Here is a 21,931-nt window from a genome sequence, read left to right as displayed (position 1 = left end):
TGTTAAACCGGCAAATCAATCAGCAGCGCGCGCAGCGGCGTATCCGCCACCAGGGTAATATTCGCTTCATCACGAATAAACGCCCCGTCACCGCAGGTGAGCGCCTCTTTCTCTTCCGCGTGCGTCACCGCATGCACCGTACCGTGAATAGACTGTAAATAGGCGCGCGGACCATGAAGCTGGAAGCTCGCCTGTTCACCTTTCTTTAGCTCGATATGATGCAGCCACACCTGCTGACGCAATTGCAGGCTGCCTTTGCTGCCATCGGGTGATGCAATCAGCTGCTGCCCGTCGCCCGTTAAATCTATCTTCTGCACCAGCGGATTTTCCCGCTCAGGGCAGGCGTCCAGCCACAGCTGCATGCGGGTCAGCGTTTTGTCTTTGCTGAGGTTGTGCTCGCTGTAGCTGATGCCCGGCTGCGTGGAAATTAACAGCGCTTCGCCAGCCTTTGCCTGGACATGATTGCCCTCGCTATCGCGGTATTCTGCCTCGCCTTCCAGGATCAGGTTCAGGATATCGACTTTCGGATACGTGCGCGGCTGGAAGGAGGCGCCCGGGGCGAGCACTTCCTGATTCAACACGCGTAATGACGCGTAACCAAGGAGTTTAGGGTCAAAGTAGTGTCCAAAGGAAAAGGTGTAGCGGGCCTGCAGCCAACCGAAATCGGCTTGTCCGCACTGTTTAGCTGTTCTTGTCGTAATCATAAACTTGACCTCTCTTTACACTAAAACAATGGTAAAGGTATGGACGCTTCATTGTTAGCCAGATATTCTGCCCGGTATGTTCAAATTTCCTGAATGAGAACGAGATGGCTAAAGAGAGAGCATTGACGCTTGAGGCGCTTCGCGTCATGGACGCGATTGACCGCCGCGGCAGTTTTGCGGCGGCGGCAGATGAGCTGGGGCGCGTTCCGTCTGCGCTGAGCTACACCATGCAGAAGCTGGAGGAAGAGCTCGACGTGGTGCTGTTTGACCGCTCCGGTCATCGAACAAAATTCACCAACGTGGGCCGAATGCTGCTGGAGCGCGGCCGCGTCCTGCTGGAAGCGGCGGACAAGCTCACGACGGACGCCGAAGCGCTGGCGCGCGGCTGGGAGACCCACCTGACGTTAGTGACCGAAGCGCTGGTGCCGACGGAAGCGCTGTTCCCGCTGGTGGATCGCCTGGCGGCGAAGGCCAATACGCAGCTGTCGATCATCACCGAGGTGCTGGCAGGGGCGTGGGAACGTCTGGAGACGGGCAGGGCGGATATCGTCATTGCGCCGGACATGCACTTTCGTTCCTCATCGGAAATCAACTCGCGCAAGCTTTACAGCGTCATGAACGTCTATGTTGCCGCACCCAATCACCCGATTCACCAGGAGCCGGAGCCGCTCTCTGAAGTGACGCGCGTGAAGTATCGCGGGGTGGCGGTCGCGGATACCGCGCGCGAGCGTCCGGTACTGACGGTGCAACTGCTGGATAAACAGCCTCGTCTGACGGTGACCTCACTGGAAGACAAACGCCAGGCGCTGCTGGCAGGGCTTGGCGTGGCGACCATGCCGTACCCGTTTGTGGAAAAAGATATCGCGGAAGGGCGGCTGCGGGTGGTGAGCCCGGAGTACACCAGCGAAGTGGACATTATTATGGCATGGCGTCGCGACAGCATGGGCGAAGCCAAGTCGTGGTGCCTGCGTGAAATACCGAAACTCTTCACCCACCATAATAAATAAACGAGTAGGCCCGGTAAGCGTAAGCGCCACCGGGCGTTATTTTACGCGCCGATCTTAGGATCCGGACCAAAGCGGTTTTCGCCCGGCGTGCCGCTCTGGCAGTTGAAGATCAAAATCACAATCCAGCCCACGATCGGGATTAGCAGCAGCAATAACCACCACGCTGAACGATCGGTGTCGTGCAGTCGACGGAACAGAACCGCCCATGATGGCAGCAGGACTAACAGGCCATAAATGGTGGTCAGCACGCCTTCACCGCCAGCCCGCTCCCAGCCCAGAATTTTATCCACGATGCTTAGCACCAGCGCGAAGATGAAGTTCACCAGAATGAACATCCAGTACTCTTTGCGGCGGGCACGGCCACCAAATCCAATGTAGTTGCGCAGTACTTTTAAATACCAGTCCATTTTCCTTGCCTCATTAGTCAGTCAATCACTTGTTTTCTAAGCGATCGAGGTAAGGATAGATGGAGAATGTGAATTAAAAAAGGGCATCCATTGATGCCCTTGATAATTATCCAAAACGGACGTCGCGACCGTGCGGTTCATCCAGGTCCTGCCACGGGCCGATGGAGATAATGCCCGTCGGGTTAATGGTCTTATGGCTTCGGTAATAGTGGGTGCGGATATGGTCGAAGTCGACCGTTTCGGCGATGCCCGGCATCTGGTAGAGGTCACGCAGGAAGCCGTGCAGGTTCAGGTAGTCGCTGATGCGGTGCTTATCACACTTAAAGTGGGTGACATAGACCGGATCAAAGCGCACCAGCGTGGTCCACAGGCGAATGTCCGCTTCCGTCAGGCGATCGCCCGTCAGGTAGCGATGCTGGCCCAGGATCTGCTCCAGACGCTCCAGCGATTCAAACACCTTCCCGACCGCTTCGTCATACGCTTCCTGGCTGGTGGCGAAACCTGCCTTGTAGACGCCGTTGTTGACGTTGTCGTAGATCCAGCCGTTCAGCTCATCAATCTTATCGCGCAGTTCCGTCGGGTAGTAATCCCCGGCGCGGGCGCCGTGCGCGTCAAATGCGGTATTGAACATGCGGATGATTTCCGCAGACTCATTGCTGACAATCGTCTGGTTTTTCTTGTCCCACAGCACCGGCACGGTCACGCGCCCGGTGTAGTGCGGGTCGGCGCGCAGATAAAGCTGGTAGAGGAAATCATGGTGATAAAGATCGTCGCCGGTGGCGGCGGGGAAATCACTGTCGAACGTCCAGCCGTTTTCCAGCATCAGCGGGTTGACCACCGAAACCGGAATCAAGGATTCAAGACCTTTAAGCTTGCGCACGATCAGCGTGCGGTGCGCCCACGGGCAGGCCAGAGAAACATACAGATGATAACGATCTTTCTCCGCCGCGAAGCCGCCTTCGCCGCTTGGGCCAGGTGCGCCGTCGGCGGTCAGCCAGTTACGGAAGGCCGAAACAGAGCGCTTGAAGCGTCCACCGGTGGATTGAGTGTCATACCAGACATCCTGCCAGACGCCGTCTACGAGTTGTCCCATTTGTTTCTCCTCCGTCAGATAGCAAAAGCGAGGAGATGTCTCCTCGCTTTGGGTTTATTCAGTATAGCGTGCTTACCATTTCTTATTCAGAACGCGGTCGATGCTGTATGCGCCCGGACCGGTGACGGCCAGCAGCAGGAAGCCACCCGCGATGGTCAGGTTTTTCATGAACATCAGGGAGTTCACGCATTCCGCAAAGTTGCTGTGGAAGATGAACGCCGTCAGCACGGTGAAGCCTGCGGTAAACAGCGCGGTGGTGCGGGTCAGGAAGCCGAACAGCACTGCCAGGCCGCCGCCGAACTCAAGAAGAATGGTCAGCGGCAGCAGGAACCCCGGAACGCCCATGGCTTCCATATACTGCTGGGTACCCGCATAACCGGTGATTTTGCCCCAACCAGCCACGATGAACAGAATTGGCATCAGAATACGTGCTACCAGTACACCAACATCTTCTAATTTTTTCATTTTACTCTCCAGGAAACCACATCAGCGGCTGAACGTTATTTGTCTGCAATTCCGGGTAGATACCGCGTCGTTGCTGTCGATGGAGAGCATCATAAACGTGACGGTTGGCGATTGTTAGCAAGGAAAACTGTCAATCTTCTTCAAAGATATTGAGTAAGGGAACGTGCGCGCTGGTACCCTCACCCCAGCCCTATCCCACGGGGGGAGGACTAAAAACAAAAAACGGTAACCCGGGTTACCGTTTTGCGTTTATTACCGCAGCTGCTGCTGTCGAATCGTGGATTTCACCAGACGCCATGCGCTCCAGGCACCAAACCCACGGCGCGCCCAGCGGATCAGCATATTCGGATGACGAACGGACCAGATAGCCATCACGCTGCTGCCGACCAGTGCCCATGAACGCAGGCTCAGGACGGTGTTCCAGCCCCGGTCAAACCGCCGCGTCGCGTCAATCCAGTCGCGGCGGCTGGCAGACAGATCCAGCCGCTGCTGCTGGATCTGGCTCAGCAGGTACGCTTTTCGCTTTTGACGTTCGGCTTTACCGCTCACGGCTTGTCATCCTCCAGCAGGGCGCGATCGTTCGCCAGTTCCTGACGCGTATGGCGCAGGAAAGTAGACTTGCGCGCTTTACGCAGCGTCCAGATACCGCCTATCAAGGCTGCGACCAGCAGAACGACTGTGGTGGCAATCATAGCGTTAAGACGATACTGCGGGTCAATGGCCCAGATGATTAACACCATCAGGCTCATCAAACCAAACGCGGCGAAGAGCATGGTTAGCCCGAGCATCAGCAGCATCTGGAAGAGGTTCGCTTTCTCCTCTTCCAGCTCGACCACTGCCAGGCGGACGCGCGTTTCGGCAATCCCGACCAGCGTCGTTAAAATACGCTGGCCGATGCCGAGGACGTTGTTAGCAGGCCCTTGTGCGTGACGAGGATCTTCCATATCAACGACGCGTCAGAAGGACACCCAGTACCACGCCCACTGCGGCACCAATCCCTACACCCGTCCATGGATTATCACGCACGTATTCGTCCGCGCGCGCGGCCGCTTCACGGGTCTGTTTCGCCAGCGCATCACCGGTTTCACCCAGACGATAGCGGCTCTCTTTCAGCGCCTGCTCCGCCTTGCTGCGCAGCTTGCTGACCTCTTCTTTCGATTTATCAGCCGAGGAGTTCAGCACCTCTTCAAGGGTATCGGCCAGGGATTTCAGTTCAGCGCGCAGATGTTCAGACGTCGTATCTTTTGACATGATTCTCTCTCCTGTTGAGATTTCCGTTAACTCAATAATCGCGAGCTTCCAGCGCTTTCAGGTCGTCCTGCGCTTCTTTCAGCTTCTTCTCGCGCTTCGCAATTTTTTCCGCATCCCCTTTCTCTTTCGCTTCCTGCAGGTCGCGACGGCGCTCGGCTATCTCGTCCTTCTGTTCAGCGATTTTTTTCTGGTGGTCGGCACGCAGCTTGCTGTCAGAACAGTTCGCTTTCACTTCGCTGAGCGCTTTTTTAAGACCATCAACACGGTGCTGATTGTTATGCTTTTCGGCATAACCGATCTCACGCTGAATATCCTGTTCTTTCTCCTGACAGAGAGAGTTGGCGAAGGATGCTGTGCTTAAAGAAAAAAGGGCCAGAGCCAGAGTCATGCGGAATTTCATTATCGAAACCTTCCATTGTGCTGCGGCGTAAGCCGCTATCCAAAGTTATGCGGAGTACATTCGAGGGGTGCTCCGCGTACTTAAGCATAGTAAGTAAACGGGGGAATCACCAAAGTGAGTGAAAAGATTCGGAATCCTGGAAGTTATCCAAACCGATGCGACGTATCGCGAATCAATGAGAGCCAGGCTGCAGGCTGGCTATCATCTTCCTGCTGAGCAATGATATACCCGTGCGGCAGCGTACGGTCGAGAACCACTTTCGCGGCGGCACTTTGCGCACGGGAATCAAACTTGATCAGTAAAACATCGTCCTGCGGGGTGATGCTCTTAAAGCGGATCCCGTTCGCGTCCAGATGATGCCAGACGGAAAAACCGTCAGGCACGCTGACACCCTGGTTTATCGGGCGAATGGCCAGCGTCGATTCCTGATGCGAAAGCGCGCGCCATGCCAGCAGCAGGGCGCTGAGTACCACCAGCGTAATCACGGCAAAGGCAAAACGGCGCAAAGCGAGCGGTGAGATAACCATCGTCAGCCTTTGGCTCCGTATTTCTTTTTCCACAGGACGACCAGGGAGCCAACCAGGCCGAAGACCAGCAGCACCACAGGCAGCAGCATCAGACAGGACATCAGCTGGTCTTCATATTTCATAAAGACCGGCGTTTTACCCAACGCATAGCCGAGCGTCGTCAGAATAAGCACCCATAACAGACCGCTCATCCAGTTAAAGAACTGGAAGCGCGCGCTGCTCAGCCCCGACAGGCCGGCAATGGTGGGCAGCAGGGTGCGAACAAAGGCGATAAAGCGGCCAATCAGCAGCGCGGAAAGACCGTGCTTGTGGAAAAGGTGGTGCGCCCGCTGGTGGTAATGGGCGGGCAGGTGCGAGAGCCAGTTCTGGACGATCCGGGTATTGCCCAGCCATCTTCCCTGGATATAGCTCACCCAGCAACCGAGGCTTGCGGCGACGGTCAGTAATAAAATGGTTTGTGGAAACGCCATCGCCCCTTTGGCACACAGCACGCCAACCAGCACCAGTAAACTATCGCCGGGGAGGAAGGCAGCAGGCAGCAAACCGTTCTCAAGGAACAGGATCATAAACAAGACGAAATAGAGCATGCCAATCATGGAAGGGTTGGCCAGCGTTTCAAAATCCTGCGCCCAGAGGGCATGCAGTAGTTGGGTCAAAAGTTCCATTCAGTGTTCCTGGAAATCGGTTAACGTCACGCCTGTTATCCGGGACAAACAGCACGGCGACATTGTTGTGATTTCATTATGGTCGCTCGCGGACACATTACGGTGTGGCCAACACTGTTCCCTGTTAATTGGCTGGTTAGCAAGCACTAACTTACAAAATAAGGAATTGAATCCAATTGTAACAAAGCCCGACGTTCTGCGTCACAGAATTTGCAGGGGCGAATTGATTTTGGCGTAAGCCCAGGACGTGAGCGAGGGGATTTACAAAGGCTGACACTATATATGTTTTGCTTACCCATATAAGCCGGAAGGCGCAGCGTAGCGCCTGCCAGCCGAAACGTCAGCTATTTTGCGGCACTGGACGCCGTATCGAGATGAACAACCGGATTATCGGCAAAAAGATAGCGGTCAGCGTTGAATTCGAAGTCATCGCTGGTTTCATTGAACAGCATCTGCTTGGTGTTTTCCAGGTGCTGCCACATCGCCAGCTTAGCGGCATGCGGATCTTTACGAATCAGCGCCTTAAGGATTTGATCGTGATCGTCGCACCAGTTGTCGACGGTACGGGAATCGATGTGGTCGTGCAGTTTTTTCCAGTACGGGTTGTGAACGCGCTGAGTCCACATTTTCTCAACGATTGCCGCCAGCGCCGTGTTTTGGGTTGCCAGAGCGACCTGAACGTGGAACTGCAGATCCCACTCGGAATCGCGGAAACATTTTTCCTTACGCGCGTTCTCCTGGATCTCCATCAGCTTCATGATGTCCTGCTTGGTCACCTGCGTCGCGGCGAATTCGGCAATATTGCTTTCGATGAGCTGGCGAGCCTGGAGCAGCTCGAACGGACCATAGCTGGCGAATTCCAGACTTTCGTCCGCGGCGGGAGAGTGTTTCGGCAGATTGGATATGACGTGAATGCCGGAGCCTTTGCGTACCTCAACGTAGCCTTCCACTTCCAGCATGATGATCGCTTCACGCACCACGGTGCGGCTGACGCTTTTTTCATCGGCGATGAAGCGCTCGGCGGGAAGTTTATCACCGACAAGATAGACCCCTTGCTCGATGCGATCTTTCAGCTCCGCAGCAAGCTGTTGATATAAACGACGTGGTTCGGTGATTTCCATATGCGCTCCAGGCAGGGTACGGCAGATGATTTGTTATACCACTTTTGCGTACCACTCTCCATATTTTGCCATGAAGTGAATATCCCCGCTTTTAAAAGCGGGGATTTATTCTGGCAGGAAGACGTAAATGGGTCCTTTCAGTAAACGTTAGAGGGCGCTTTTACGCTTTATCCGAAGGAGGATATACAGCATTGCAAACGGCTGTTACCTGTTCTGCGCCGAAGCTATCAATCTCACCGAACCGGTTAACACGAACGTCCATACACACCACCCCTTGCTTATCTGTAGCACCTTTAATCCAGGTGACCAGTTCATCGGTATCATAGTGATGACCGTCGGCGCTGTTGGTTGGGACTCCCCAGCCTGCGTTGATGGCAACATCACCTAACGCAATCCATTCAAACCATTGATGATAACCATCATTGTTGTACCAGCGACTGGTTGGGTAATCGTTCATGAACTCGTTACCATTCGCATCCGTTTTGCCATAGCTTTCGCCATGCGGGAAGTCCATATAAACAGAGCCCCCCATGCCGGCGCCAGTGACAATACGATCCGGGTTGCCTGCCCTGGCTGCATCCATCAGCGTATTGATGTTGTACTGCTCGCTGGTATCCTCAAACCAGTCGGTATCGTACATACCATCAAACCAGAAGCCTGCCAGCATATCACCGTAGTGTTCGCCAAAACTTTTCACCACGGCGGCGTGCATCCGGGTGGCTTCACGGGTCATGACATCACTGAATGGTCCCACCTCCATGGTGCGGGTGACCAGGTAATCCCCCCAGCGATCCGGGGAGTGCTGGTTATAGTTGTCATCATAGAACGTCAGGCTGGCTTTACCCGGCGGGTACCCCATGAAATAGCACATCAGGCGAATACCTTTTTCCTTCAGCTTTTCAGCGATTTCCATAAGTAAATCCCGCTGTGATGGAGAACGAACCCCCGGCGCAATATCCAGAATGCTGTCATAGACGGAGGACGGCGCCAGGTTATAGCCGGAGTGTTGGTCGATGGTGATCATGACAAACCCAACGCCCAGCGCCTCAACGGCTTTGATATAGCTGTCAACGTCAAACGTGCTCAGATAGCTATCCCAGGTATCATCTTCCTGCCAGCGTTCATCAGGCGGTACTGCCGGTGACATGCCCTGATAATTCGGCAGGAGGTGATGTGAAACACCGTATTTGGCCTTCATAAACCAGTCGGTACGCGGGTTACCCTCCTGTGTTTCGACAGTTTGCGTAGTGGTGCAATACATCGTCTCGCCTGAGGCAAAACGCTCGTTGCGCGGCGTCACACCAACACGGATATATTTTCCGGCATGTTCAGGTAGCAGCATCATACTTGGCGTATAGACGCCAATTACCTGCTCGAACTCACCGTCAGTGGTATCACCTACCCACCAGGTATAGGCACTGCCATTTTCTTTCAGCCCGGCAGGGTCCTGCATCTCCCATACCGCCGTCAGCACCTCGCGGGTTTTACGATCCCCTGCCAGCGCAATACGCTCAACCGAAGGTGCAGCAAATTCCACCGCGTCCAGGAAGAGTGAGGCTTTTGTCGGTAACTCGTTATACTGCACGGTAATCGTGATGTTCTGCACCACTGCTGCCCGCGGGATCTCGTCAAACAGTAGCGTGGCTTGCAGAGTCTTATTATCCCAGCTAAATGAAGTCACCGGTAAACCGACTTTCATCTCGTCATTGATTTTGATCCAGCAATGGAAATCATCGGCGGTTGGTGGTTCCGGCTGTGCCTGCTTGAACGTCACCACGGCAGAACCATTGATTAACGCCAGTGAGTAGTTGTCGTCCGCCAGCTGGCGGTAGTGTTCAACCAGTTTGTCAGGCGTTACCGCACAGTTATAGAAACGGAGCTCATCAATCATCCCCAGGAATTGATCGGTGCTGCCGCTTTCGCTCATGCAGGCGCCAATCCAGACGGGCTGCTTATTCGTTTGCGTAAAGTTGTCAGCATAGGTGCGCAGGATATTACCGTTAATCGCCAGGTTGAAGATATCGCCATTGCGGATCAACGCCACATGCGCCCAGTGATTACCATCGTCATAAATATACCCTTCGGTATGCATACCCACGTTCTCGCTGTTATCATCGGATGACATGGAGAAATAGAGCTGGTTTCCGCTGTAGTACAGCATCAGGCGGCTGTCATTATTACCAGACATCTGCTGGCTGATAATGGCGCCGGAACCGCTCATGGCCCGTGGGTTGATCCACGCCTCAATGGTGAAATACTGCTGCTGTAGCAGATCCCAGTTGCCCAGCGAAATATAGCCGTCATTGCCGAACAGGCAGCCGGAGCCTGACTTCCCGACCGCAGCAGAGACTGTGCCATTAAGGGTGGCGCTGGTATCGCCGCTTATGCTTTCAGTGACCACGCCCTGCGCCAGATCGTCAAAGGCATACCATCTGACCAGGCCTTCGCGGTTGACAAAGGTGGCCGTGAGTTTTCCGATTGTTGCGGTCCCATTCTGGTTATCGATACCACTGATGGTCAGCGTATAGCTGCTATTCAGAAGCAGATCCTGGGTGGCCAGGGTGACCCGGTACAGCTGGCGATCAATGGTAGCCGCTGTGATAATCGCATCGCCATCCAGGGCGTAGTGGCTGAGATCCAGTGCATGAGTCTCATTAAGCGCCTGGTTAAAGGTGACAATGATATTATCTTCACTGTCAGTGGAAATGCTGCTGACAGCAATATCACCTGGGTTATAAACCTTTAATGCATCCAGCTGCATCCAGGTACCGCTACGCTTGACGCCTTTGATGGTATGAACCCCAAGGGGTAACGTGAGGTTCAGGTATTGAATATCGCTCTCCTGATGCGTATCAGTGTGGGTACTCACGGTTTTATCCAATACGCCATCAATATAAATATCAACATTACCCTGGTCGCTGTTGGTTTCACAGTAATAGGCAATGCCGGTACCGGTAAACGTCAGGCTGAAACTGTCACCATTATTTCCGGCAACCGCGCTTTCATTATAAAAAATACTGGCATCACGGTTACCGGCAGGCCACCAGTCAGAACCTTCATAAACAATATCGGGATCGGTGTCATCGTAAACCCGCTCTGGTGGAAGTACATCGCAGGTGAATGTCAAAATCCGTTTATCCAGCGTTTCACTCAGGATTTCATTCCGAACATGTGCAGCATCCAGGTGGTACGTGACACCGTCCTGAATACCGGTGACCGTAAGGGTAACCGTTTTTTTATCCCGACTCAGAACGACAGCTGAAATGCTTGCGTTCTGATCAACCTGCCAGGATTCACTATTACTGGCGCTTTGATAATCGGCACTCTGCGTCAGGGTCAACACGACGCTGGCCATATTTCCCGCCGCCGCCGCAGAGGTGATGACAGCATCAAAACTGTGGCTGGCGTAGGTTTTTAGCGCATCCAGCGTCATCCACTCCCCGCTACGTTTAACGCCTTTCAGTACGTGAGACGTTGGCTCCAGATTGGTAATCGCGTAAATGACATCGCTGTCTTCATGTGTTGCTCCCCAGGCGCTGGCGGTGCCGTGGTATTCTCCGTCGAGATAAAAATCAATATCCCCCTGGTCATTATCCCGCTCACCGTAATACGCCACATTTCGGCTGTTGAATGTGAATTCAAACCAGGCGTCTGCTTTCTGTACCACCATACTGGCACCATCAGTGCTTTGCGGGCGTCCTGTCGCCTGCCACCAGTTTGTCATACTGCTGTAGGTGATAGACGGATCGGTTTCCTGGAAAATCGTTTCCGCGGCCTGGTTATCAAAAATAACCGGCAGCCCTCGCTGCAGTACTGGGTGACTCATATAAGTGTCCCAGACCAGACGACTGCGGTAGTTTTCAATCATCAACAGCGTTAACCCTTTAATCAGGCCGGAGTTTGTTGGGCAATACCACGGCGCAGGGCTGGAGAGATTAAACGATTCGCTGAAGCCGTAGCCGGTCCACAAACGCGGGTCATTATACCAGCGGCGCATGGCGGCCAGGACGTCTTGTGGCATAAATGGCAGGCTGCCAATCGGGCCACTCGGGCTGACGGTGCCGTCGGTGTAGTGCTGATCGTTCGCCCCGATGTAGCCGGATGGCGGTGTGCCAAAGGCATTATAACCGGCAGGGCCATGGCAGGCAGTCAACCCCCAGTGAGTCGCATCAAGCGAGGGGAACGCATCGTGGTTATCAATACAGAACAGCTGGTTGGCCTTACTGGCATTGACAGAGTTCTGCCACCAATCCGCACCCTGACGATCCCATAAGCGGCGGAAATCCAGCCAGGCATGCGAGAACTGGTAGGTGAAGAGTGAGCCATCCCACACGTAAATCAAATCGCCACTGTCAGCATAATGACCATATTTACGCTCAAGAGAATAAAACAGATCCGCCCCCTGTGTCGGTGCATGAGTGGTTGACCCCAGCGCCATCGGATACATACAGAACTGTTCTGCGTATCCTCCCCAGTCGGCGGAGTTCATCTTGAAGTTATCATCCCACGACATGGTGAAATAGCCGCTGGAATCCAGCGCCTGATCCCACTCAACGCGATCAAAAATCTGCTGTGCAACGGTGGCGCAGTCGCCGCCAAAATACTGACCGGCGGTCAGGATCCCGTTAAGCGCCAGCATGGTATCGACGGTGGAGTACTCCGCACCGCTGCTTTCCATCGGGTTATCCATATTAATAAAGTGGTACAGGAAACCCTTATATTGCGGGACGTTCTGATAAATGGTGTTCAGAGAATCAAGGCAGCGCTGCTGCGCGAGATCGTGGCTGATCCAGCCACGCTCAGCGGCAATCACCAGGCCACTCAGGGCAAAACCGGAGCAGGCGATGCTGGCGCTGCGCGAACCTTTGGTATCCGCCACCAGACCATAGCCAACAGAACCTTTGGTCAGATTTGCCTCGCGCCAGAGGTATTCGAAGCACTGGCGGGCTTCCGCGTCAAGCAGCTCAGCGTCTGTCATGGTCGTCAGTTCCCGCGCCGTCTGGTACACGCTGAACTCCCAGAATGACGGTCCACCCGCCCCCGTCAGGGCTGTAATGACAATTTGAATCGCAGTGCTGCGGGTTAGGTAGGGTAAGACCAGTGGTGCGCTGATGTCGGTACCACTTAATACGTCGTTCCAGGTCTGACCATCTTCACCCAGCGTCTGCAGCGTAAAGGCGGCAATGCGTGTTGTACCGTCACCGTAGGTGACTTCGTTGATACGGACAAGGTCGAACGTTTCCTCTTTCAGGAAATTGACCGTCAGCGTAATCGGTAGCTTCGGATTATCATTGGCGGCCCAGCGCGTACTGGTATTCCCATCCGTAGCGTAGGATGCGCTGTACTGCTTTTCATCACCATCCCAGACGGAACTTGCGCTGGTTGGAGCACCCTGTGCCAGGTTTACCGGCAGATTGACGGGCCACAGCGTATCGGCAGAATTAAATACGGAGAAGGTGTACAGGCTGGCGGGATCGGTCGCATCCAGACAAGAGATGATGGTCAGCACAATACGGTCTGCGGTGATGGCTTTCGGCAGATAAGCCACATAGTTCTGTGCAGGTTGTGAACCAGACACAGAGGTCAGCATGGTTGCACCGGAATACACATCAATCCGGAATGCGTCAATACGCTGCTCATACTGGCGGAAGGCGATCCGGTCAAACGATTCCGCCTGGCTCAGATTAATCGTCAGCGTGACATTATCAGTTTTATCTGCGGCCCAGCGAGTACTGTCATTACCATCGGTCAGATTCTGCGGACCGTAATTTGTGGTATCACCATTCCAGACATTGCTGGCCGTTGCACTGCGGAACAGGGCTTTGTCCGGGTACTGGCGTGACTGAGGAAGTTCATCGAATGTCATTGCCAGTACGACGCCAAGATCGTCCGATAATGCATCTGGCAGGGGGACGACCATAAAACCGTCTTCAGTCTGGTATGCCACAGGCGTTTCTGGTGCATTCAGCCAGTACGCTTTTTCCGGCAGATTCACGGGTAAATCGATACGCAGCAGCCCGTCATCGGGTCGTTCCGTCAGTGTGATGTACAGCGTATTATCCCGTCCGACGGTACAATAAGCGCCCGGCTGGGCAGAGACGTCCAGCGTTCCGGCGCGGGTATTGTAAACGGCAGCGCCCCAGATTTTCATCCAGTCCCCGAGCTCCGCAAGGCGGCTGATACTGGCCGAAGGGATGACCCCGTCACCGGTCGGCCCAGTGTTCAGCAGCAGGTTACCGCCTTTGCTGGCACAATCCAGCAAATCGGCCAGCAAGGTTTGGGTTGATTTCCAGTCGGTATCGCTGCTGTTATAGCCCCAGCTGTCGTTCATTGTCATGCAGGCTTCCCATGGGCCGCTTTGCGCACCTGCTGGAATGCTTTGTTCCGCTGTCGAGAAGTCGCCGGCAGAGTTACCGATACGATCGTTAATGATGATATCCGGCGACAGGCGACGCAGGAAGTTACCAATGTCCTGAGAGACTGAGCTGTTAATAAAGGCAGCCCAGGAACCATCAAACCAAATCAGGGCCGGATCAAAGATTTCAATCAGCTCTTTGAGATGTTCTTTTATCTCGGACAGGTAGCGAGTGACATCGTCCGGATTAATGGTTGCAGGGTCCACTGCTGCGGCGTTTTCGATAGCCACTTCATTCACGTTGCCCCAGTCAAGCCATGAGTAATAGCAGCAAAAACGGATATCGCGTGCACGACAGGCCTGTGCCAGAGGGCGCAATACGGAGGCATGAATGCTAGCGGTATTTTCGACATCATACGGTGCGAAGTCGATAACGTTTGTATCGAACATGGCAAAGCCGTCATGGTGTTTGGTGGTGACGGTCAGGTATTTCTGACCCGTACTCTGGATAACATAGGCCCAGTACTCTGGATCATAATTTTGTGGGTCAAACGGGATGCAGGCTTCCTGAATATACTCATCTTTGGGGATATGTTCATTATTCATCACCCATTCGCCGCGCCCCAATACAGAGTACGCTCCCCAGTGGATCATATGCCCGAAGCGGGCTTCATTGAACCACAGCATACGCCGCTGTTTATCTTCCTGGGTTTCATTACCAGGGTTCTGGCAGAACACGAACCAGTTCAGATAGCCGGTAAAGCCATCCGGGAAGGTAAAATAGATATCGATATCTTCTTCGCTTTCCGGGATATTTACAGCCTGCCCTACGGTTTCAGTGAAAAACTTTTCGACAGAAACGGTATTTACACTAAAACGCCATGTCGGCTCTGCCTCAAGAGATTTCAGGCGGATCTCGACCTTCTGGTTGCCTGCCATTGCTGATGCGTACAGCATACAGGTAGCATAATATCCGGCTGGAATGGAACCCGTAAACTTTAACCATGCTCCAGCCGGAATATTAGTAACGGATTGACCATTAGGTATTCTTGGGGTTCCATCATAGTGCGTCATGCTGTAGTTGTCTGCTGAAGCGGTGCTAATATTTTGATTGCTCTCAATATAATCCTGAAAATAAACTATACGGTTGTTCATTGAATTTACCTTCTATAGGTTTAAAATTAACTCTGCTTACAATAATTACCATCAAGAGTAATTTTTCAGAGAGGTTGGTGGTACAAACTATTTCAGATGCTCGAACTGCTTGTTAAAATAAATTCCAGGGTGAGGACCATTCCAAATGGAAAGCTATAGCAAGAGGTGGCTAAAGAAACAGGGTTTATGAAAATACATGAATAAACTCACTATATTGACTGGCAAAACAATGGTTAATATAGGAGGTTATTTTTATCATCCCATTTCACATATTTCGAATTAATACATCGTAATAATGCTATGTCTAAAGGGATTATAATCGAAGATGAATGTTTATTTTGTGTTAAAAAAACACGGGGGTGATTTAAAAATGACACAGATATGCGGCGTAAATATTCGGTCCGGGATAGGTAATCTAATGCCCCTCTTGAAAGAGGGGCACAAAACATTGGGTCTGCACGCGCCAGAGTTGCTGAGGATTATTCGTGCCTCTAAAAAACAGTAAACCGTTCACTCAAAATATCTTAAGTGAACGGTTTTGCGGGTCAGCGGTTTTTGGGGGATTAGCCGAGTAGGTGCATTGACGCTAGCTCTGCGTCGCGGGGCTCCCAACCGTCTCTTTCTGCAGCTCCTCGGCGGATTTGTTTTTCAGCACCGTCCAGATCACCACCGCGCCCATCAGGTCGAAGATGGCCAGCACGGCGAAGAGCGGGCTAAAGCCGATGGTGTCCGCCAGCGCGCCGACCACCAGGGCGAACATCGTGCTCGCGGTCCAGGCGGCCATACCCGTCAGACCGTTGGCGGTGGCCACTTCGTTACGACCAAAGACGTCAGACGAGAGCGTAATCAGCGCGCCGGACAGGGACTGGTGCGCAAATCCACCGATGCACAGCAGGGCAATGGCCACATACGGACTGGTGAACAGGCCGATCATCCCCGGGCCAATCATCAGCAGCGCGCCCATGGTCACCACCATCTTACGGGAAACAATCAGGTTCACACCAAACCAGCGCTGGAACAGCGGTGGCAGGTAGCCGCCGACGATACAGCCCAGGTCCGCGAACAGCATAGGCATCCAGGCGAACATGGCGATCTCTTTCAGGTTAAAGCCGTAGACCTTAAACATGAACAGGGGGATCCACGCGTTGAAGGTACCCCAGGCCGGCTCAGCCAGGAAGCGCGGCAGGGCGATACCCCAGAACTGACGGGTTCCCAGGATCTGCCAGACGGACATTTTCTTGCCGTTATTGACCTGATGCTGCGCTTCCTGACCGCCAATAATGTATTCACGCTCTTCTTCAGACAGTTTTTTCTGGTCGCGCGGGTGCTTGTAGAAAATCAGCCACGCCATGGCCCACGCGAAGCTCAGCACGCCTGAGATAATGAACGCCAGCTGCCAGCTGTGCATCACGATAGCCCACACCACCAGCGGCGGCGCAATCATCGCGCCAATCGACGAGCCCACGTTAAAGTACCCGACTGCAATGGAACGCTCTTTCGCCGGGAACCACTCAGAGCTGGCCTTCAGCCCTGCCGGGATCATCGCGGCTTCGGCGGCACCTACTGCACCACGCGCCAGCGCGAGCCCGCCCCAGCTGCCTGCCAGCGCCGTGGCGCCACAGAAAATAGCCCAGGTGACGGCGAAGAAGGCATAGCCGATTTTGGTGCCTAAAATATCCAGAACATAGCCAGCAACCGGCTGCATGATGGTATACGCCGCGGAGTAGGCCGCAATGATGTAGGAATATTGCTGGGTCGAAATGTGCAGCTCTTCCATTAGCGTAGGCGCAGCCGCCGCTATGGTGTTACGCGTCAGGTAGCCCAGCACGGTGCCTAACGTCACCAGTGCGATCATATACCAACGTAACCCTTTAATTTTACGCATCTAAAACCTCATCGTCATGTTATGTCCGCGCCTGGGCGCGGCAACTTCTCAACCGTTTCCGGGAGCAGTTGTGTAACGGGAGGGGCGTAGCCGGGAGCATGTCCCGGAACGGCCCGAACCTTGCCATAAGTAAGCGTGCATAAGTCGGTATCCGTACCGTTAAACCCGATGTATCAAACATCGGTAATGCATTCCGTCGGCGTATAGTTTGCGACGGCGAAAAGATAACTTGTCATACAACTTTAAAAGGTGAGTGACATCACAAATGTATGATTCTTTGTGGGGACATTCATTGTCGCGGACAAAGCCAGTAATGGCGCGGGATGCAGAACGGTTTACTCCGTTGAGGGTAATTTATTTGTTGACGTTTATTGATCTCACTCACGAAAAAAGCTTCGGTCGGTGGAAATTGGTGTGATAACTTTGCAGCATATGAACATACGCTTTCTGACGCTCCCGTAATGAGGATGACGATAATGACGCCGTTTATGACCGACGATTTTCTGTTAGATACCGAATTTGCTCGCCGCCTGTACCATGACTACGCTAAAGACCAGCCGATTTTCGACTACCACTGCCATTTGCCGCCGCAGCAGGTTGCCGAAAATTACCGTTTCAAAAACCTGTATGACATCTGGCTGAAGGGTGACCACTACAAATGGCGCGCCATGCGCACCAACGGCGTCGCGGAGCGCCTGTGTACCGGCGATGCGACCGACCGCGAGAAGTTTGACGCCTGGGCGGCGACCGTTCCGCACACCATCGGCAACCCGCTCTATCACTGGACGCACCTTGAGCTCCGCCGTCCGTTTGGCATCACCGGCAAACTGCTCTCCCCAGCGACCGCCGATGAGATCTGGGATCGCTGCAATGCGCTGCTGGCGCAGGAGAACTTCTCCGCGCGCGGCATCATGAAGCAGATGAACGTGAAGATGGTGGGTACCACCGACGATCCGATTGACTCTCTGGAGCATCATGCCGTTGTCGCCAGAGACGCCTCTTTTGATATCAAGGTGCTGCCAAGCTGGCGCCCGGACAAAGCCTTCAACATTGAGCAGACCACGTTTAACGACTACATGGCGAAGCTGGCAGAAGTGTCGGATACCGATATTCGCCGTTTCGCTGACCTGCAAACCGCGCTGACCAAACGTCTGGATCACTTCGCGGCGCACGGCTGTAAAGTCTCTGACCACGCGCTGGACGTGGTGCTGTTCGCGGAATCAAGCGAGGCCGAGCTGGACAGCATCCTGGCGCGTCGCCTGTCCGGTGAATCGCTCAGCGAGCACGACGTGGCGCAGTTCAAAACGGCGGTGCTGGTGTTCCTCGGTGCGGAATACGCGCGTCGCGGCTGGGTGCAGCAGTACCACATCGGTGCGCTGCGCAATAACAACCAGCGCCAGTTCAAACTGCTGGGCGCGGACGTGGGCTTCGACTCCATCAACGATCGTCCGCTGGCGGAAGAGCTGTCAAAACTGCTGAGCAAACAGAACGAACAAAACCTGCTGCCAAAAACCATCCTTTACTGCCTGAACCCGCGTGATAACGAAGTGCTGGGCACCATGGTTGGCAACTTCCAGGGCGAAGGGATGCCGGGCAAAATGCAGTTCGGTTCCGGCTGGTGGTTTAACGATCAGAAAGACGGCATGGAGCGTCAGATGACGCAGCTCGCGCAGCTGGGCCTGCTGAGCCGCTTTGTCGGCATGCTGACCGACAGCCGCAGCTTCCTGTCCTATACCCGTCATGAATATTTCCGCCGCATTTTGTGCCAGATGATTGGCCGCTGGGTGCACGCGGGCGAAGCGCCAGCGGACCTCCAGCTGCTGGGCGACATGGTGAGAAACATCTGCTTTAACAATGCGCGTGACTACTTCGCCATTGAACTGAACTAGGGCCGTTTGAGGTTGATATGCAATACATCAAAATCCATTCGCTGGATAACGTTGCCGTCGCGCTGACGGATCTCGGTGAAGGCGACGTGGTGACCGTTGATAACCAGAGTACCACCCTGCGTCAGGCGATCGGTCGCGGACATAAGTTTGCCGTGAAGCCCATCGCTAACGGGGAGAACGTCGTTAAGTACGGGCTTCCGATTGGGCATGCGCTGGCGGATATCGAGCCGGGTGAACATATTCATTCCCACAATACCCGCACCAATCTGAGCGATCTGGACGAGTATAGCTATCAACCTGATTTACCTGCGCAAGCGCGGGAGGCGGCGGATCGTGAGGTGCAGATCTATCGCCGCGGCAACGGCGAGGTGGGGATCCGCAACGAGCTGTGGATCCTTCCAACCGTCGGCTGCGTCAACGGGATTGCGCGTCAGATCCAGACGCGTTTTCTGAAAGAGACTCGCGATGCCGAAGGCATCGACGGGGTGCATCTGTTCAGCCACACCTACGGCTGTTCACAGCTGGGCGACGACCACATCAACACCCGCACCATGCTGCAAAACATGGTGCGCCACCCGAACGCGGGCGCGGTGCTGGTGATTGGCCTGGGCTGCGAGAACAATCAGGTAGACGCCTTCCGCGACACGCTGGGCGAGTTCGATCCTTCGCGCGTCCATTTTATGGTGTGTCAGCACCAGGATGACGAAGTGGAGGCGGGCCTGGAGCATCTGCACCAGCTGTACGAGGTGATGCGCCAGGACACGCGCGAGCCGGGCAAGCTGAGCGAGCTGAAGTTTGGTCTGGAGTGCGGCGGGTCCGATGGCCTCTCCGGCATTACCGCTAACCCGATGCTGGGCCGCTTCTCGGACTACGTGATCGCCAACGGCGGCACGACGGTGCTGACCGAGGTGCCGGAAATGTTCGGGGCAGAGCGTATTCTGATGAGCCACTGCCGCGACGAAGCGACGTTTGAGAAGACCGTCACCATGGTGAACGACTTCAAGCAGTACTTCATCGCCCATAATCAGCCGATTTATGAGAACCCGTCGCCGGGTAACAAAGCGGGCGGGATCACTACGCTCGAAGAGAAATCCCTGGGCTGCACCCAGAAAGCGGGCGCAAGCCAGGTGGTTGACGTGCTGCGCTACGGCGAGCGCCTGAAAACCCACGGTCTGAACCTGCTGAGCGCACCGGGTAATGACGCCGTTGCCACCAGCGCGCTGGCGGGTGCCGGCTGCCATATGGTGCTGTTCAGTACCGGTCGCGGTACGCCGTACGGCGGTTTTGTGCCGACGGTAAAAATTGCCACCAACAGCGAGCTGGCGGCGAAGAAAAAACACTGGATCGACTTTGATGCAGGCCAGCTCATTCACGGCAAGGCGATGCCGCAGCTGCTGACGGAGTTCGTGGACGCTATCGTGGAATTTGCCAGCGGCAGGCAGACCTGCAACGAGAAGAACGACTTCCGCGAGCTGGCGATCTTTAAGAGTGGTGTGACGCTTTAAGTCGGGTGCGGCCTGATGCCCTCACCCTGGCCCTCTCCCACGGGGAGAGGGTACAAACACTAAAAACGGCAACCTCAGGGTTGCCGTTTTGCTGTTATCCGCGCAGGGCATTCTTCGCTAAACGCGCGTCTTCCGCCTGGCAGGCCGCTGCGGTGAACAGCACGTCGGTAGAAGAGTTCAGGGCCGTTTCGCAGGAGTCCTGCAGTACGCCGATGATAAAGCCGACGGCCACAACCTGCATCGCGATTTCGTTCGGGATGCCGAACATATTGCACGCCAGCGGGATCAGCAGCAGCGAGCCGCCCGCCACGCCGGACGCGCCACAGGCACACAGCGATGCCACCACGCTCAGCAGCAGCGCCGTTGGCAGATCCACCGGAATACCCAGCGTATGCACCGCGGCCAGGGTCAGCACGGTGATGGTGATCGCCGCGCCAGCCATGTTCACGGTCGCACCCAGCGGAATGGAGACGGAGTAGGTATCGCGGTCCAGGTTCAGCTTCTCTGCCAGCGCCATGTTAACCGGAATATTTGCCGCAGAGCTGCGGGTGAAGAACGCATACACGCCGCTCTCGCGCAGGCAGGTCAGCACCAGCGGATACGGATTGCGGCGGATCTGCCAGAACACCAGCAGCGGGTTGATCACCAGCGCCACCAGCAGCATACAGCCGACCAGAACAACCAGCAGCTGCGCGTAGCCCCACAGCGCGTCAAAACCGGTGGTGGCCAGCGTGGAGGAGACCAGCCCGAAGATCCCGATTGGCGCAAAGCGAATCACCAGCTTCACCATAAAGGTGACGGCGTTCGACAAATCGTTGACCAGGTTTTTCGTGGTGTCGTTACCGTGACGCAGCGCAAAGCCCAGACCAATCGCCCAGACCAGGATGCCGATGTAGTTTCCGTTCATCAGCGCCGTGACGGGGTTAGAGACCATGCTCATCAGCAGGCCGCGAAGCACTTCGACAATGCCGGACGGCGGCGTGATGTCACCGGCCGCGCTGGTCAGATGCAGCGTAGACGGGAACAGGAAGCTAAATACAACGGCCGTTAAGGCAGCCGAGAAGGTTCCCAGAAGATACAGGAACAGAATAGGGCGAATGTTGGTTTTTTGTCCGTGCTGGTGATTGGCAATTGAGGCCATGACCAGCATCAGAACCAGAACCGGTGCGACGGCCTTCAGTGCGCCGACGAACAGCGTCCCGAGCAGCCCAGTGGCCTCTGCAGCAGGTTTTGACACCATGGCCAGCAGAATACCCAATACCAGCCCGACCAGAATTTGTTTAACGAGGCTGCCCTGCGCCAGGCGCGCGAACAGACCGCTTGATTGTGTGCTCATACGTTATTCCTGAGTGAAATTGCGTTCCATCCTGGATGTGCTCTTAGTCACATTTATGTCCGGATGTAAGTAAATGTTTGCCTGGTCGAGTATAGGGAATGTGCGAATAGAGGGAAGCGTAAAATGCTGGATTTTACGTGTTGCGTCATGTTTTTTAACTATTGAT

Annotated in this window: 17 protein-coding genes; 3 read left to right on the top strand and 14 right to left on the bottom strand. The window is 54.6% G+C overall.

Going from position 1 to position 21,931, the window contains the following annotated elements; all coding sequences use genetic code 11:
* Window positions 1–2: 2 nt before the first annotated feature.
* Window positions 3–704: a pirin family protein gene (locus FY206_RS21530; RefSeq protein ID WP_032642294.1), complete on the bottom strand. Its 702-nt coding sequence runs from the start codon at window positions 702–704 to the stop codon at window positions 3–5.
* Between the two features lie 104 nt (window positions 705–808).
* Here FY206_RS21530 and yhaJ point away from each other — a divergent pair, with 104 nt between their 5' ends.
* Entirely contained in the window at window positions 809–1,711 is a 903-nt protein-coding gene (gene yhaJ, locus FY206_RS21525; protein WP_032642292.1) for a DNA-binding transcriptional regulator YhaJ, read from the top strand.
* A gap of 41 nt (window positions 1,712–1,752) precedes the next feature.
* Here yhaJ and FY206_RS21520 read toward each other — a convergent pair whose 3' ends face one another.
* The 12 genes from FY206_RS21520 to FY206_RS21465 all read right to left on the bottom strand — a co-directional run bounded on the left by FY206_RS21520 (window position 1,753) and on the right by FY206_RS21465 (window position 17,035).
* Window positions 1,753–2,118 carry a DUF805 domain-containing protein gene (locus FY206_RS21520; protein WP_032642290.1) on the bottom strand — a complete coding sequence of 122 codons (366 nt, stop codon included), beginning with the start codon at window positions 2,116–2,118 and terminating at the stop codon, window positions 1,753–1,755.
* Between the two features lie 106 nt (window positions 2,119–2,224).
* Window positions 2,225–3,211: a glutathione S-transferase family protein gene (locus FY206_RS21515; RefSeq protein ID WP_032642287.1), complete on the bottom strand. Its 987-nt coding sequence runs from the start codon at window positions 3,209–3,211 to the stop codon at window positions 2,225–2,227.
* 72 nt (window positions 3,212–3,283) lie between these two features.
* A complete protein-coding gene (locus FY206_RS21510; protein ID WP_077064435.1) occupies window positions 3,284–3,676 on the bottom strand; it encodes a DoxX family protein in 393 nt (130 codons plus the stop codon).
* 252 nt (window positions 3,677–3,928) lie between these two features.
* On the bottom strand, window positions 3,929–4,225 hold the full coding sequence (locus FY206_RS21505) for a YqjK-like family protein (RefSeq protein ID WP_032642285.1): 297 nt from the start codon (window positions 4,223–4,225) through the stop codon (window positions 3,929–3,931).
* Complete coding sequence (locus tag FY206_RS21500; protein ID WP_014885329.1) at window positions 4,222–4,620, bottom strand: phage holin family protein; 399 nt, start codon at window positions 4,618–4,620, stop codon at window positions 4,222–4,224. The genes FY206_RS21505 and FY206_RS21500 overlap by 4 nt, the downstream gene beginning before the upstream one ends.
* Window position 4,621: 1 nt before the next feature.
* Entirely contained in the window at window positions 4,622–4,927 is a 306-nt protein-coding gene (locus tag FY206_RS21495; RefSeq protein ID WP_008503141.1) for an ElaB/YgaM/YqjD family protein, read from the bottom strand.
* A gap of 31 nt (window positions 4,928–4,958) precedes the next feature.
* Window positions 4,959–5,327, bottom strand: coding sequence for a DUF1090 domain-containing protein (locus FY206_RS21490; protein ID WP_008503142.1), 369 nt, complete (start codon window positions 5,325–5,327; stop codon window positions 4,959–4,961).
* Window positions 5,328–5,470: 143 nt separating this feature from the next.
* Entirely contained in the window at window positions 5,471–5,854 is a 384-nt protein-coding gene (gene mzrA / locus FY206_RS21485) for an EnvZ/OmpR regulon moderator MzrA (RefSeq protein WP_032642283.1), read from the bottom strand.
* Between the two features lie 2 nt (window positions 5,855–5,856).
* A complete protein-coding gene (gene yqjA, locus FY206_RS21480) occupies window positions 5,857–6,519 on the bottom strand; it encodes a DedA family general envelope maintenance protein YqjA (protein WP_032642281.1) in 663 nt (220 codons plus the stop codon).
* A 344-nt stretch (window positions 6,520–6,863) separates the two neighbouring features.
* Window positions 6,864–7,640: a transcriptional regulator ExuR gene (gene exuR / locus FY206_RS21475; protein WP_032642278.1), complete on the bottom strand. Its 777-nt coding sequence runs from the start codon at window positions 7,638–7,640 to the stop codon at window positions 6,864–6,866.
* A 160-nt stretch (window positions 7,641–7,800) separates the two neighbouring features.
* A complete protein-coding gene (locus FY206_RS21470; protein WP_160119305.1) occupies window positions 7,801–14,952 on the bottom strand; it encodes an alpha-L-fucosidase in 7,152 nt (2,383 codons plus the stop codon).
* Window positions 14,953–15,736: 784 nt separating this feature from the next.
* Window positions 15,737–17,035, bottom strand: coding sequence for an MFS transporter (locus tag FY206_RS21465; RefSeq protein WP_032642273.1), 1,299 nt, complete (start codon window positions 17,033–17,035; stop codon window positions 15,737–15,739).
* A gap of 476 nt (window positions 17,036–17,511) precedes the next feature.
* Here FY206_RS21465 and uxaC point away from each other — a divergent pair, with 476 nt between their 5' ends.
* Window positions 17,512–18,924 (top strand): glucuronate isomerase, encoded by a 1,413-nt coding sequence (gene uxaC, locus FY206_RS21455; protein WP_032642271.1) that lies wholly within the window; start codon window positions 17,512–17,514, stop codon window positions 18,922–18,924.
* A 17-nt stretch (window positions 18,925–18,941) separates the two neighbouring features.
* Window positions 18,942–20,429, top strand: coding sequence for a UxaA family hydrolase (locus tag FY206_RS21450; RefSeq protein ID WP_032642269.1), 1,488 nt, complete (start codon window positions 18,942–18,944; stop codon window positions 20,427–20,429).
* Between the two features lie 94 nt (window positions 20,430–20,523).
* On the opposite strand, the gene sstT is transcribed toward FY206_RS21450, so the two are convergent.
* A complete protein-coding gene (gene sstT / locus FY206_RS21445; protein ID WP_077064436.1) occupies window positions 20,524–21,765 on the bottom strand; it encodes a serine/threonine transporter SstT in 1,242 nt (413 codons plus the stop codon).
* Between the last annotated feature and the right edge of the window lie 166 nt (window positions 21,766–21,931).

This window comes from Enterobacter chengduensis (assembly GCF_001984825.2).
GTDB lineage: Bacteria > Pseudomonadota > Gammaproteobacteria > Enterobacterales > Enterobacteriaceae > Enterobacter > Enterobacter chengduensis.
The sequence above is the reverse complement of the archived record's forward strand: the minus strand, read 5'-3'. Positions and strand labels throughout refer to the sequence as shown.

What these genes read in the sequence shown, in the direction of transcription:
- FY206_RS21530 (WP_032642294.1), bottom strand. Translation starts at nt 704, where the DNA reads ATGATTACGACAAGAACAGCTAAACAGTGCGGACAAGCCGATTTCGGT.
- yhaJ (WP_032642292.1), top strand. Translation starts at nt 809, where the DNA reads ATGGCTAAAGAGAGAGCATTGACGCTTGAGGCGCTTCGCGTCATGGAC.
- FY206_RS21520 (WP_032642290.1), bottom strand. Translation starts at nt 2,118, where the DNA reads ATGGACTGGTATTTAAAAGTACTGCGCAACTACATTGGATTTGGTGGC.
- FY206_RS21515 (WP_032642287.1), bottom strand. Translation starts at nt 3,211, where the DNA reads ATGGGACAACTCGTAGACGGCGTCTGGCAGGATGTCTGGTATGACACT.
- FY206_RS21510 (WP_077064435.1), bottom strand. Translation starts at nt 3,676, where the DNA reads ATGAAAAAATTAGAAGATGTTGGTGTACTGGTAGCACGTATTCTGATG.
- FY206_RS21500 (WP_014885329.1), bottom strand. Translation starts at nt 4,620, where the DNA reads ATGGAAGATCCTCGTCACGCACAAGGGCCTGCTAACAACGTCCTCGGC.
- FY206_RS21495 (WP_008503141.1), bottom strand. Translation starts at nt 4,927, where the DNA reads ATGTCAAAAGATACGACGTCTGAACATCTGCGCGCTGAACTGAAATCC.
- FY206_RS21490 (WP_008503142.1), bottom strand. Translation starts at nt 5,327, where the DNA reads ATGAAATTCCGCATGACTCTGGCTCTGGCCCTTTTTTCTTTAAGCACA.
- mzrA (WP_032642283.1), bottom strand. Translation starts at nt 5,854, where the DNA reads ATGGTTATCTCACCGCTCGCTTTGCGCCGTTTTGCCTTTGCCGTGATT.
- yqjA (WP_032642281.1), bottom strand. Translation starts at nt 6,519, where the DNA reads ATGGAACTTTTGACCCAACTACTGCATGCCCTCTGGGCGCAGGATTTT.
- exuR (WP_032642278.1), bottom strand. Translation starts at nt 7,640, where the DNA reads ATGGAAATCACCGAACCACGTCGTTTATATCAACAGCTTGCTGCGGAG.
- FY206_RS21470 (WP_160119305.1), bottom strand. Translation starts at nt 14,952, where the DNA reads ATGCTGTACGCATCAGCAATGGCAGGCAACCAGAAGGTCGAGATCCGC.
- FY206_RS21465 (WP_032642273.1), bottom strand. Translation starts at nt 17,035, where the DNA reads ATGCGTAAAATTAAAGGGTTACGTTGGTATATGATCGCACTGGTGACG.
- uxaC (WP_032642271.1), top strand. Translation starts at nt 17,512, where the DNA reads ATGACGCCGTTTATGACCGACGATTTTCTGTTAGATACCGAATTTGCT.
- FY206_RS21450 (WP_032642269.1), top strand. Translation starts at nt 18,942, where the DNA reads ATGCAATACATCAAAATCCATTCGCTGGATAACGTTGCCGTCGCGCTG.
- sstT (WP_077064436.1), bottom strand. Translation starts at nt 21,765, where the DNA reads ATGAGCACACAATCAAGCGGTCTGTTCGCGCGCCTGGCGCAGGGCAGC.